Below are 12,344 nucleotides of genomic sequence, written 5' to 3' on the forward strand. Positions count from 1 at the left end.
CGTCCACCCCTCCCCCGACCTGCCCCTCCCCCGAATGCGTGTATCGCTCTCTTGACTGCCGTCACAAGCACGCCATACTGGCCTCACTCCCCGCTCGCACGATGAGGTGCCCGCCCATGGAGCTGTCGCCCTCCGCACACGTGGACACGTTCTGCCGAGACCACCTGCCGCCCTTCGACCAGTGGCCCGAACTCCTCCTGGATCAGCCGGAGTCGGCCTACCCGGACCGCCTCAACTGCGCCCGGGCCCTGCTGGACGACACCATCGAGCGCCTCGGCCCCGACCGCCGCTGCCTGCTCACCCCCACCACCGCCTGGACCTACGGCGAACTGCGCGACCGCACCGACCGGATCGCCCGGCTGCTGACCGGCCGCCTCGGGCTCGTCCCCGGCAACCGGGTGCTGTTACGCGGCCCCAACACGCCCCACCTGGCGGCCTGTTGGCTCGCCGTCCTGAAGGCCGGCGGGGTGGTGGTGACCACCGTCCCGCTGCTGCGCGCCCCCGAGCTGACCGAACTGCACGCCATCGCCCGGCCCGTCCTCGCCCTGTGCGACCACCGCTACCTGGACGAGCTTCACCGCGCCGACATCCCCGGCCTGCGGGTCCTGCCGTACGGCGGCCCGGGCCCGGAGGACCTCACCGCCCTCAGCGCCGCCGAACGCCCGGGCTTCGAGGCCGTCGCCACCGCCGCCGACGACGTGGCGCTGATCGCCTTCACCTCCGGCACCACCGGCCGCCCCAAGGCCACCCTGCACTTCCACCGGGACGTGCTCGCCATCGCCGACACCTTCTCCCGCCACCTGCTGCGGCCCACGCCCGAGGACCTGTTCGCCGGCACCCCGCCGTTCGGCTTCACCTTCGGCCTCGGGGGCCTGCTGGTCTTCCCGCTGAGGGCCGGCGCCGCCAGCCTGCTGCTGGAGCAGGCCACGCCCGAGCAGCTCACCGAGCAGGTCCGACGCCACGGCGCCACCGTGCTGTTCACCGCCCCCACCGCCTACCGGGCGGTCCTCGCCGCCGGGCTCGCCGACCGCCTCGCCGGGGTGCGCAGCTGCGTCTCGGCCGGGGAGCCGCTGCCCGTCGCCGTCTGGGAGGCGTTCCACGCGGCCACCGGGAAGCGGCTGATCGACGGCATCGGTGCCACCGAGCTGCTGCACGTCTTCATCTCGGCCGCCGGGGAGGACATCCGCCCCGGCGCCACCGGCCGGCCCGTGCCCGGCTACCGGGCGGCGGTCCTGGACGAGCGGGGCGAGCCGGTGCCGGACGGCACGCCCGGGCTGCTCGCCGTCAAGGGCCCGACGGGCTGCCGCTACCTCGACGACGAGCGCCAGCGCGCGTACGTCCGCGACGGCTGGAACCTCACCGGGGACACCTACGTCCGCGACGGCGAGGGCTACTTCTGGTACCGGGCCCGCAACGACGACATGATCATCTCGGCCGGCTACAACATCGCCGGCCCCGAGGTCGAGCAGGCGCTCGCCGCGCACCCGGACGTGGCCGACTGCGCGGTGGTCGGCGCACCGGACGAGCTGCGCGGCGCGGTGGTCACGGCGTACGTGGTGCTGCGCCCGGGCGCGGCCGCCGGGCCGGAGACCGCCCGGGCGCTCCAGGACCACGTGAAGGCGGCCATCGCGCCGTACAAGTACCCGCGCGCCGTGGAGTTCGTCCAGGAGCTGCCGCGCACGGCCACCGGCAAGCTGCACCGCGCCGAACTGCGCCGCCGGGCCGCCGAGCGCCCGCCGCAGCAGCAGCCGGGAGCGGTACCGGGACCGGCGAGCGTGGCCATCGAGCGCCGGGTCGAGTGGTCGGACACGGACGCCGCCGGGCACTACCACTTCTCCGCCGTGCAGCGCTGGGCGGAGGCGGCGGAGGCCGCGCTGCTGCGCCGGCTCGGCCTGGCGGAGCTGTTCGGCCGCATCCCCCGGGTGCACTTCGAGGCCGACTACCGCGAGCGGCTCTGGTTCGGGGACGTGGTGCGCACCGAACTGCGGGTGGTGCGGGTCGGCGGCTCCTCGCTGCACTACGCCTTCGAGGTGCACGGCCCGGGCGGCCTCGCCGCCGCCGGGCGGATGTCCGTGGTGCACGCCGTCCCGCACGGCAAGGGTTCCGAGCCCTGGCCCGAGCCCGTGCGCCGGGCCCTGGCCGAGGCCGGGCCCCAGGCCGAGGAGGTGATCGGGTGACCCGGATCGCCGTGATCGGCGCCGGGCCCGGCGGGCTCTACTTCGCCGCGCTCGCCAAGCAGTTGGACCCGTCCCGCGAGATCACCGTCTTCGAGCGCGAGGCCCGCGAGGCCGAGTCCGGCTTCGGCGTGGTGTTCTCCGACGAGACCCTGGACGGCATCGCCCAGGCCGACCCCCGGGTCTTCGCCGCGATCGGCGCCGAGTTCGCCCGCTGGAGCGACATCGACGTCCGGTACGCGGGCCAGGTGCGCACCAGCGGCGGGCACGGCTTCGCCGCCCTGGACCGCAACCGGCTGCGCGCCATCCTCCAGGAGCGCTGCGCCGAGCTGGCCGTCGACGTCCGCTACCGCACCCCCGCCCCGCCCGTGGACCAACTCGCCTGCGGGTACGACCTGGTGGTGGCCGCCGACGGCATCCACTCGGCCACCCGCGCGGCCTTCGCCGACGCCTTCCGCCCCGAGCTGGACGCGCGACACAGCCGCTACATCTGGCTCGCCACCGACCTGCCCCTGGAAGCCTTCACCTTCATCGTCGAGCGGTTCGACTTCGGCACCGTCCTGGTGCACGCCTACCCGTACAGCGCCACCCGCTCGACCTTCATCGTCGAACTCGCCGAGGCGGACTGGCGCCGCGCGGGCTTCGAGGCCCTCGCCGCACGGGAGTTCGCGCGCGGCGAGAGCGACACGGCGAGCGTCGAGCGCTGCGCCGAACTGCTCGCCGCCCACCTCGGCGGCCACCGGCTGATCCCCAACGCCTCCCGCTGGATCCGCTTCACCACCGTGCGCAACGCCCGCTGGCACCACCGCAACCTCGTACTGCTCGGCGACGCCGCGCACTCCGCGCACTTCTCGATCGGCTCCGGCACCAAGCTCGCCCTGGAGGACGCGCTGGCCCTGGCCGCCGCGCTGGGCGAACAACCCACCCTGGAGGGGGCGTTGGCCGCGTACGAGGCGGAGCGCCGGCCCGTCGTGGAGTCCACCCAGCGCGCCGCCCAGGCCAGCCTGGAGTGGTTCGAGACGGTCGGACGGCGCACCGGGCAGGGCGCCGACCAGTTCGCCTTCAACCTGCTCACCCGCAGCCGCCGCGTCACCTACGGCAACCTGCGCGAGCGCGACCCGGCCTTCGTCGAGGCCGTGGACACCGCCGTCGGCGGCTCCCCCGGGGTGGCGCCGATGTTCCGGCCGCTGAAGCTGGGCGCGCTGGAGCTGCGCAACCGCATCGTGGCGCCGCCGCTGGCCACCTTCACCTCGCCGGACGCCCTGCCCAGCGCCTTCGACCGGGCCCAGCTGACCGGCCTGGCGCTCGGCGGCGCCGCGCTGGTGATCGCCGGGATGACGGCCGTCAGCCCCGAGGGCCGGGCCACCGACCACTGCCCCGGCCTCTGGAACGACCGGCAGGAGGCCGCCTGGCGCGAACTCCTCTCCGCCGTACGGTCGGTGAGCGACACCCCGCTCGGCCTCCAGCTCACCCACGCCGGCCGCCGCGCCGCCACCGCCCCGCCGGGACCGGACGGCGTCGGCCTGCCACTCCCCTCGGACGACGGCTGGCCCACGATCGCCCCCTCCCCCCAGCCCTGGGCCCCCGGGTACCCCGCCCCCCGGGCCGCCACCTCGGACCAACTCGCCGCCGTCACCCGGGACTTCGCGGAAGCCGCCGACCGAGCCGCCCGCGCCGGGTTCGACGTACTGGAGCTCCAGTTCGGCCACGGCCACCTGCTCTCCTCCTTCCTCTCGCCGCTCACCAACCGCCGCACCGACCGCTACGGCGGCCCGCTCGCCCACCGGCTGCGCCTGCCCCTGGAGGTCCTCACCGCCGTCCGAACGGCCTGGCCCGCCGGGCGGCCCCTGCTGGTGCGGATCTCGGCGAGCGACTGGGCGCCCGGCGGCACCACGGAGGCCGAGGCGGTGGCCGTCTGCCGCGCCCTCGGCGAGGCCGGGGCCGACGCGGTGGACGTCTCCACCGGCGAGGTGGTGGCGCACCAGGAACCGCCGTACGGGCGCGGCTACCAGACGCCCTTCGCCGAGCTGGTGCGCGCCGCCACGGGCCTGCCGACCGTCGCCGTCGGCGCGATCTCCGGCCACGACGACGCCAACTCCGTCCTGCTGGCGGGCCGCGCCGACCTGGTCGCCGTCGGCCGCGCCCACCTGTACGACCCGCTGTGGACGCTGCACGCCGCCGCCGAACAGGGCTACCGGGGCCCGGCCGCGCCCTGGCCGCACCCCTGGGCGGCGGGCAGCCGCAAGCCGCCCGGCCCCGGCGCCGACCGCGTCGCCCCGCGCCTGCACCTGCTGCGCGCCCCCGCCCCGCCGGTCCACCGCCGCTGGCACCCGGGCGCGCCCGCGCCCGCCGCACCGACCTCGCCCGCCGCACCGACCTCGCCCGAGGAGTGAACGCGACCGTGCTGGACCTCCCCCGCTTCACCGCCGCCGCCGTCCAGACGGCCCCCGTCTACCTCGACCCGGCCGCCACCGTGGACAAGGCCGTCGCCCTCATCCACGAGGCGGCCCGCAACGGCGCCTCCCTGGTCGTCTTCCCCGAGGTCTTCGTCCCCGGCTACCCGTACTGGAACTGGACGATGACCCCGGTCCAGGGCTCCCCCTGGTACGAGCGGCTCTACCGCGCCGCCGTCGACGTGCCCGGCCCGCACGTGGAGGCGCTGTGCGCCGCCGCCCGGCGGGCCGGGGTGGTCGTGGTGATCGGCGTCAACGAGCGCGGCCGGCACAGCCTCGGGGTGCTCCACAACACCCTGCTGATCATCGGCGATGACGGCGAACTCCTCGCCGCCCACCGCAAGTTGGTGCCGACCTGGGCCGAGAAGCTGACCTGGACCCAGGGCGACGGCAGCACCCTGCGCGTCCACCGCACGTCCGTCGGCCCGCTCGGCGCCCTCGCCTGCGGCGAGAACACCAACCCGCTGGCCCGCTTCACCCTGATGGCGCAGGGCGAACTCGTGCACGCCGCCTGCTACATCGCCCTGCCGGTGGCCCCCGAGGACTACGACATGGCGGAGGCGATCACCCTGCGCACGGCCGCCCACTGCTTCGAGGGCAAGCTGTTCACGGTGGTCTCCTGCTCCACGATCTCCCCCGAGATCGCCGACCTGATCGCCGGGGACGACCCGCTGGTGCGCAAGCAACTCGCCCGGCCCCACGCCGCATTGTCCGGAGTCTTCGGCCCGGACGGCCGCCCGGTCACCGAGCCGCTGGTGGACGAGGAGGGCATCGTCTACGCCGAGATCGACCTCGCCCGCTGCATCCAGCCCAAGCAGATGCACGACATCGTCGGCCACTACAACCGCTTCGACGTCTTCCGGCTGCACGTGGACGACCGCCCGCTGCGGCCCCTGGTGTTCCCCGAGGAGCAGTCATGACCAGCACCCCCTTCGACGAAGGAACGCACGACGCAACGCACGACGCAACCTTCGACGACGACAGGATCGGCCGGGCCCGCGTCACCGACAGCCCGGAACTGCTCGCCTACTACGAGGAGTTGGCCAAGGTCCAGGCCGGCGCCCTGTGGACGGTCGCCAACGAGATCGAGCCCTGGTACCCGCAGCCGAGGTCCGTCCCCGTCCTGTGGCGCTACGAGGACCTGCGCCCGCTGGTCAGGAAGGCCCTGCCGCTGGTCAAGGCCGACGACGCCGGACGCCGGGTGGTGATGCTCGTCAACCCCGGACGCCGCGAACTCAGCGCCGCCGTCGGCCTGTTGTACACGGGCCTGCAGATCATGGGCCCCGGCGAGGCGATGACCGCCCACCGCCACCAGGCCGCCGCCCTGCGCTTCGTCCACGAGGGCGTCGGCGCCTGGACGATCGTCGACGGCCAGAAGCTCAAGGTCGGCCCGCGCGACTTCGCCATCACCCCCAACGGCACCTGGCACGAGCACGGGAACGAGTCCGAGGACGAGCCGGTCATCTGGCAGGACGGCCTGGACATCCCGCTGGTCAACACCCTCGACGCCAACTTCTACGAGGTCCACCCCGAGCTCTACCAGCGCCCGGGCCCGGTGGTGAACTCCTCCCTGCTCAGCCACGGCGGCAACCTGCTCCCGTACGGCGTCGAGAAGTGGACCCGCCCGTACTCCCCGCTGCTCGGCTGGCCCTGGGAGCCCAGCTACGACGCGCTGCGGCAACTCGCCCGCACCGGCGAGGGATCGCCCTACGACGGCGTGATCATGGAGTACACCAACCCCGTCGCCGGCGGATCGGTCATGCCCACCATGGGCGCCCACCTGCAACTGCTGCGCCCCGGCCAGGCCACCCGCGCCCACCGGCACACCGGCTCGGTGGTCTACACCGCCGCCCAGGGGCGGGGCGTCTCGGTGATCGCCGGACAGCGCTTCGAATGGACCCGAGGGGACATCTTCGTCGTCCCCTCGTGGGCCTGGCACGAACACGAGAACCTCGACCGGGGCGAGGACGCCTGCCTGTTCTCCTTCAACGACTTCCCGGTGATGCACTCCCTCGGCCTCTTCCGCGAGGAAGCGCACCCCGACGGCCACCAGCCCACCACCGCCTGATCCAGGAGACAGCCCGATGCACCTACTCACCTTCCGCACGGACGGCGACGCCACCCCGCGCCTCGGCGCCCGGATCGGCACCGACCGCCTCGCCGACCTGACGGCCCTCGCGAGCGCGGCCGGCGTCGAACTGCCCGGCGACCTCCTCGGGTTGGTCCGCGCCGGACAGCCCGCCCTGGACCTCACCCGGGAACTGCTCGGCACGCACCCGGCCACCCGCCCGCTCGCCGAGGTGGCGCTCTGCGCCCCGCTGCGCCCCGGGAAGATCGTCGGCGTCGGCCTCAACTACGTGGAGCACGTGGAGGAGTCGCACCGCGCCCTGGACACCGACCGCGAACTCCCGGACCGTCCGCTCCTGTTCGGCAAGCCCTCCACCTCCGTCACCGGCCCCGGCGCGCCGATCCCGCACAATGCCGACCTCACCAAGCAGCTGGACTACGAGTGCGAACTCGCCGTGGTCATCGGCGAGTCCGCCTTCCGGGTGTCGGAGGAGGACGCCCTGCGGCACGTGTTCGGCTACAGCATCGTCAACGACGTCAGCGCCCGTGACCAGCGCCGCTCGGGCCAGTGGTTCTTCTCCAAGGGCCAGGACGGCTACGCCCCCTTCGGCCCGGTCGTGGTCACCGCCGACGAGGTCCCCGACCCCCAGCGCCTCGACCTCTCGCTCACCGTCAACGGCGAGCTGCGCCAGAGCTCCAACACCCGCCACATGCTCTTCGGCGTCGCCCGGCTGATCGCCGACATCTCCTCCGGCATGACCCTCGAACCCGGCGACGTGATCGCCACCGGCACCCCCTCCGGCGTCGGCTCCGGCATGGTCCCGCCGCAGTTCCTCCAGCCCGGCGACCTCGTCGCGGCCACCGTCGAGCGCATCGGCACCCTCACCAACCCCGTGGCCGACGCCCGTCGAGAGGCCCGCTGAAACATTGGGAGGCCCGCTGAGAGGCCCGTCGAGAAGCCTGTCGAGAAGCCCGGCCGAAGGAAAGGAACAGGCCCGCCGATGCCGCCCACGTACCGGATAGGCCAGATCGTCCCCAGCTCCAACGTCACCATGGAGACCGAGGTCCCCGCCCTGCTGCGCGCCCGCGAGGCCGTCGCCCCCGAGCGGTTCACCTTCCACTCCAGCCGCATGCGGATGACCAGGGTCACCCCCGAGCAACTGCGCGCCATGGACGCCGAGTCGGACCGCTGCGCCCTCGAACTCTCCGACGCCCGGGTGGACGTGATCGGCTACGCCTGCCTGGTCGCCGTCATGGCCACCGGCCCCGGCTACCACCGCGAGGCCGAACGGCGCCTGCACCGGCGCACCGTCGGCAACGGCGCCCCGGCGCCCGTGGTCACCAGCGCGGGCGCCCTGGTCGCCGGGCTGCAGACCCTCGGCGCCCGCAGGGTCGCCATGGTCACCCCCTACATGCGCCCGCTCGCCCGTACGGTCGTCGGCTACCTCGCCGAGGAGGGCATCGAGGTGCTCGACCACGCCGCCCTGGAGATCGCCGACAACCTGGACGTGGCCGCGCACGACCCCGCCAAACTGCCCGGCATCGCCAAGGGCCTGGCCCACACCGAGGCCGACGCCGTGGTGCTCTCCGCCTGCGTCCAACTGCCGTCCCTGACCGCCGTGGAGGAGGCCGAACAGCTCCTCGGCAAACCGGTCGTCTCGGCCTCGATCTGCACCACCCACCAACTGCTGCGCGCCCTCGGCCTGCCCGCCTTCGCCCCCGGAGCGGGGCGGCTGCTCTCGGGCGAGTACCCGTAGTTATGATCACCGGGACCACCGGGGAGGAGGGCCCGCACATGCCGCAGACGCCGCAGAGCGCGCTTCCCCGCCCCAGCTCCCTGATCCACACCGTCTACGGCGAGTTCGTCCGCCGCCTCGGCGGCTGGATATCGATCGCCGATCTCATCGCCCTGATGGCCGAGCTGGACGTCGACGGCCCCGCCGTCCGCTCGGCCATCTCCCGGCTGAAGAAGGCCGGCACCCTGCTCCAGGAGCGCCGTGGCGCCACCGGCTACCGCCTCGCCCCCGCCGTGGAGCCGGTGTTCGAGGAGGGCGACCGCCGGATCTTCCACAGCCTGGAGCCCGCCGACCTCGCCGACGGCTGGGTGGTCGCCGTCTTCTCCGTCCCCGAGTCCGCCCGCGCCCACCGCCACCAGCTGCGCTCCCAACTCAGCCGACTCGGCTTCGGCAACGCCGCCCCCGGCGTCTGGCTGGCGCCCGCCCGGCTGCTGCCGGACGCCCGGCGGCTGCTGGAGCGCCTGGACCTGAGCGCCTACGTCCACCTCTTCCTCTCCGCCGAGTACGCCGGCTTCGCCGATCTCCGTACGGCGGTGGCGAGTTGGTGGGACCTCCCGGCGATCGACGCGCAGTACGCGGCCTTCTCCGACGCCTGGCGCCCGGTCGCGCAGGGACCGCGCACCGAAGGCCCGGCCGAAGCCTTCCGCAGCTACGTGCCGATGCTCACCCGGTGGCGCCGCCTCCCCTACCTCGACCCCGGGCTGCCCGAGCCGCTGCTGCCCGACACCTGGAGCGCCGGAGCCGCCCGCGCCGTCTTCGCCGAGCTGCACGGGAAGCTGGCCGAGCCGAGCCTGCGGTACGTCGAGAAGGTCACCGGACTCTCCCACCCTCAGGAGTCACCATGAACGACCGCGCCGACCTGCTGATCCGCGCCACCGTGCACACCCTCGTCCCCGGCGAGCCGCCGCGGCGGGCGATCGCCGTCAGCGGCGGCCGGATCACCGCCCTGGCCGCCGAACCCGACGGCCTCGACGCCCTGATCGGCCCGGGCACCGAAGTGGTCGACGCCCCCGACGCCACCGTGCTCCCGGCCTTCGACGACACCCACACCCACCTGGTGATGGCCGCCCACAGCGTCCACGGCGTCCCCGTCCACCGGGCCCGCGACCTCGCCGGCTTCCTCGACCTGATCCGCGAGCGCGCCGCCACCACCCCGGCCGGCCGCTGGATCACCACCACGGTCAACTGGCAGGAGGTCCTCCTCGCCGAGCAACGCATGCCCACCACCGCCGAGTTGGACGCCGTCACCACCGACCACCCGGTGCTGGTGCGCCGCGGCGCGTACAACATGGTGCTCAACTCGGCCGCGCTGCGCCTGGCCGGGATCACCGAGGAGACCGAGGCCCCGCCCGGCGGCGTGATCGAGCGCGACGACCGGGGCCGGATGACCGGCCGGCTGATCAACCGGGCCATCGAGCCCGTCGAGCAGGTCCTGCCCCGCCCCGGCCTCGCCGAGCGCGTCGAGGGCCTGCGCGCCGCCTCCGCCGCGTACGCCGCGACGGGCATCGGCACCGTCCGCGACTGCGCCGTCCCGCTCGAGGACCTGGACGTCCTGGACGCGGCCCGCGCCGAGGGCGCCCTCGCCGTCCGGGTCCGGGTCCTGGTCTCCGGCTTCGCCGCCCGCACCCGAGAGCAGGTCGACGCGCTGCTGGACCGGATGGACGACTGGCGCGCCTCCGGCCGCGACGACGGGCGACTGAGCCTGTGGGGCGTGAAGTTCGGCATCGACGGCGGCTTCGAGGCGGGCGCGCTGGAGGAGCACTACGAGGGGCAGCCCTGCTACCACGGCCACCTGCTCTGGGAGCCGGAGGACCTGGTCGCGGCGGTGGACCGGGTGGTCGAACGCGGCTGGCGCGTCGGCGTGCACGCCTGGGGCGACCGCGGGCTGCGCGTCCTGCTGGACGTCTTCGAGCAGGTCGTCAAGCGCCGCCCGGGCCTGGCGCCCGGCACCCTGGTGGTCGAGCACGGGGGCCTCGCCCGCGCCGACCAGCGCGCCCGGGCCGTCGCCCTCGGCATCCCGGTGACCGTCCAGCACCCCCTGCTGCACGACGGCGCGCTCACCCTGCGCCGCGCCTGGGGCGAGGAGCGCACCACCGCCGTCTTCCCGCTGCGCGAGTGGCTGGACGAGGGCGCCGAACTCTCCGCCGGCTCGGACTTCCCGATCGGACCGTACGGGGCGATGCTCTCCGTCTGGGGCATGACCACCCGCGACACCACCGCCGGGGTGCTCGGCCCCGAGCACGCCCTCTCGCGCACCGAGGCCATCGCCCTGCACACCGTCAACGCCGCCCGCCTCACCGGCGAGAGCACCCTGCGCGGCAGCCTGCGGCCCGGCGCCCTGGCGGACCTCACCCTCTGGCCGGTCGACCCGCTGACCTGCCCGGTCGAGCGGCTGCACGACCTCAGGCCCACCCGGACGATCGTCGACGGCCGCACGGTCTAGGCCCGGACGGGGCCTAAGCGGCCACCAGCTCCCGCAGGTCGACCCCGTCCCGGTGCAGCGCCCGCAGGTCCGCGTGCAGCGTGGACGGCGGGACGACCAGCACGCCGCAACGCGCCCGGTCCAGGCACCGGCGACGGACCGACCCGCGCAGCAGCCGGTGCGCCCGACCGCGCACCAGGCCCTGCCGTCCGGCGCTGATCACCAGCAGGTCCCCGGGCCGGTCGGCCAGGCCGGTCAGCACCTCGGCGGGCTCCCCGCGCACCACCATCGGCTCCATCGGCACCCCGATCGGCAGCCCGCCGAACGCCTCCTCCAGCGCGGACCCCAGCCGGGCACCGGCCGCCTGCTGCCAGGCGCGCAGCAGCGACGGGCAGGGCCGCGCCCGGTAGTTGCGCTCGCCGCCGACCGGGGCCCAGGCCAGCACCGGCACCAGAACGGCCCGCCGGGCCCGTGCCTCGTCCGCCGCCCGGTGCAGGGCGGTCAGGCTGTGCAGCGAACCGCTGACTCCGACGATGACGCGCGCGACGTCCGACATGATCCTTCGTTCTCCGATGCCAAACCGATCCAGTGTCTGCGATAACACTCCCACAGTCGCCATCAAGCCTTCAAATCGAAGCCCTAACCTCCGATCCACCCTTGTATCGCAAAATCCACGGTGCCCTACGCCCCCAGGTCCGCCAATTCGAGCACCCGTTCGATTCAGGGCGTACGCTGGCCCCATGCACGGCACCGTCCACCTCCAGCCCTCGCTGTTCGACGACGCCCCGGCCGCCGGGGGCGTCCGCCTGGGCCCGCTCACGGGCCTGCGGCGGCTGGAACTCGGCGACGGCGCCTGGCTGGACGTCCTGCCCGGCTGGCTCCACGGCGCCGACCAGCTGTTCGAACAGCTGGCCGCCGAGGTCCCCTGGCGCGCCGAAAGGCGCGAGATGTACGACCGAACGGTCGACGTCCCGCGCCTGCTCGCCTCCTACCCGGCGGACGCCGAGCCCCCGCACCCCGTCCTGGGCGAGGCCCGTACGGCCCTGAGCCGGCACTACGCGCCCGAACTCGGCGAGCCCTTCCGCACCCTCGGCCTCTGCTACTACCGCGACGGCCGCGACAGCGTCGCCTGGCACGGCGACCGGATCGGGCGCGGCGCCCGGGAGGACACCATGGTGGCGATCCTCTCGGTCGGCGAGCCGCGCGTCCTCGCCCTGCGCCCGCGCCACGGCGGCGGGACGGTCGTCCGCCGCCCGATCGGCCACGGGGACCTCGTGGTGATGGGCGGCTCCTGCCAGCGCACCTGGGAGCACGCCGTCCCCAAGACCGCCCGCCCGGTGGGCCCCCGGATCAGCATCCAGTTCCGCCCGCGGGGGGTGGCCTGAGCCCGAGGACCCGGGCCCTGACGTCCGCGCCCCTCAGCCCTTGACCG

The 12,344-nt window shown here is 74.5% G+C and carries 9 protein-coding genes and 2 pseudogenes; 10 read left to right on the forward strand and 1 reads right to left on the reverse strand.

Annotated elements, in window-relative coordinates:
• Window positions 1-116 precede the first annotated feature (116 nt).
• From IH61_RS0117020 to IH61_RS0117055, 9 genes and pseudogenes are all read left to right on the forward strand, one after another.
• Window positions 117-1,715: pseudogene (locus IH61_RS0117020) on the forward strand (AMP-binding protein); the annotation flags it as partial.
• A gap of 138 nt (window positions 1,716-1,853) precedes the next feature.
• Window positions 1,854-2,177: pseudogene (locus IH61_RS48555) on the forward strand (acyl-CoA thioesterase); the annotation flags it as partial.
• The gene (locus IH61_RS0117025; RefSeq protein ID WP_051837249.1) at window positions 2,174-4,567 is read left to right on the forward strand and encodes an FAD-dependent monooxygenase; all 2,394 of its coding nucleotides are present in this window, start codon (window positions 2,174-2,176) and stop codon (window positions 4,565-4,567) included. The pseudogene IH61_RS48555 and the gene IH61_RS0117025, both read left to right, overlap by 4 nt.
• A gap of 8 nt (window positions 4,568-4,575) precedes the next feature.
• On the forward strand, window positions 4,576-5,547 hold the full coding sequence (locus IH61_RS0117030; RefSeq protein ID WP_031070517.1) for a carbon-nitrogen hydrolase family protein: 972 nt from the start codon (window positions 4,576-4,578) through the stop codon (window positions 5,545-5,547).
• Window positions 5,544-6,695 (forward strand): cupin domain-containing protein, encoded by a 1,152-nt coding sequence (locus tag IH61_RS0117035; RefSeq protein ID WP_051837250.1) that lies wholly within the window; start codon window positions 5,544-5,546, stop codon window positions 6,693-6,695. The genes IH61_RS0117030 and IH61_RS0117035 overlap by 4 nt, the downstream gene beginning before the upstream one ends.
• A 16-nt stretch (window positions 6,696-6,711) precedes the next feature.
• Window positions 6,712-7,617: a fumarylacetoacetate hydrolase family protein gene (locus IH61_RS0117040; RefSeq protein WP_031070522.1), complete on the forward strand. Its 906-nt coding sequence runs from the start codon at window positions 6,712-6,714 to the stop codon at window positions 7,615-7,617.
• A 78-nt stretch (window positions 7,618-7,695) separates the two neighbouring features.
• Window positions 7,696-8,451, forward strand: coding sequence for an Asp/Glu racemase (locus tag IH61_RS0117045; RefSeq protein WP_031070524.1), 756 nt, complete (start codon window positions 7,696-7,698; stop codon window positions 8,449-8,451).
• 38 nt (window positions 8,452-8,489) lie between these two features.
• Window positions 8,490-9,335 carry a PaaX family transcriptional regulator C-terminal domain-containing protein gene (locus tag IH61_RS0117050; protein ID WP_037972921.1) on the forward strand — a complete coding sequence of 282 codons (846 nt, stop codon included), beginning with the start codon at window positions 8,490-8,492 and terminating at the stop codon, window positions 9,333-9,335.
• Window positions 9,332-10,933 carry an amidohydrolase gene (locus IH61_RS0117055; protein ID WP_031070528.1) on the forward strand — a complete coding sequence of 534 codons (1,602 nt, stop codon included), beginning with the start codon at window positions 9,332-9,334 and terminating at the stop codon, window positions 10,931-10,933. The genes IH61_RS0117050 and IH61_RS0117055 overlap by 4 nt, the downstream gene beginning before the upstream one ends.
• Window positions 10,934-10,946: 13 nt before the next feature.
• On the opposite strand, the gene IH61_RS0117060 is transcribed toward IH61_RS0117055, so the two are convergent.
• Complete coding sequence (locus IH61_RS0117060; RefSeq protein ID WP_051837252.1) at window positions 10,947-11,468, reverse strand: universal stress protein; 522 nt, start codon at window positions 11,466-11,468, stop codon at window positions 10,947-10,949.
• 184 nt (window positions 11,469-11,652) lie between these two features.
• On the opposite strand from IH61_RS0117060, the gene IH61_RS0117065 reads away from it, so the two are divergent.
• Window positions 11,653-12,297, forward strand: coding sequence for an alpha-ketoglutarate-dependent dioxygenase AlkB (locus IH61_RS0117065; protein WP_031070532.1), 645 nt, complete (start codon window positions 11,653-11,655; stop codon window positions 12,295-12,297).
• The last annotated feature ends 47 nt before the right edge of the window (window positions 12,298-12,344 follow it).

The organism is Streptomyces sp. NRRL WC-3742, assembly GCF_000720635.1.
Taxonomy (GTDB): domain Bacteria; phylum Actinomycetota; class Actinomycetes; order Streptomycetales; family Streptomycetaceae; genus Kitasatospora.

Excerpts from the sequence above, each read along its gene's own strand:
- IH61_RS0117035 (WP_051837250.1), top strand. The coding sequence starts at position 5,544 with ATGACCAGCACCCCCTTCGACGAAGGAACGCACGACGCAACGCACGAC.
- IH61_RS0117040 (WP_031070522.1), top strand. The coding sequence starts at position 6,712 with ATGCACCTACTCACCTTCCGCACGGACGGCGACGCCACCCCGCGCCTC.
- IH61_RS0117045 (WP_031070524.1), top strand. The coding sequence starts at position 7,696 with ATGCCGCCCACGTACCGGATAGGCCAGATCGTCCCCAGCTCCAACGTC.
- IH61_RS0117050 (WP_037972921.1), top strand. The coding sequence starts at position 8,490 with ATGCCGCAGACGCCGCAGAGCGCGCTTCCCCGCCCCAGCTCCCTGATC.
- IH61_RS0117055 (WP_031070528.1), top strand. The coding sequence starts at position 9,332 with ATGAACGACCGCGCCGACCTGCTGATCCGCGCCACCGTGCACACCCTC.
- IH61_RS0117060 (WP_051837252.1), bottom strand. The coding sequence starts at position 11,468 with ATGTCGGACGTCGCGCGCGTCATCGTCGGAGTCAGCGGTTCGCTGCAC.
- IH61_RS0117065 (WP_031070532.1), top strand. The coding sequence starts at position 11,653 with ATGCACGGCACCGTCCACCTCCAGCCCTCGCTGTTCGACGACGCCCCG.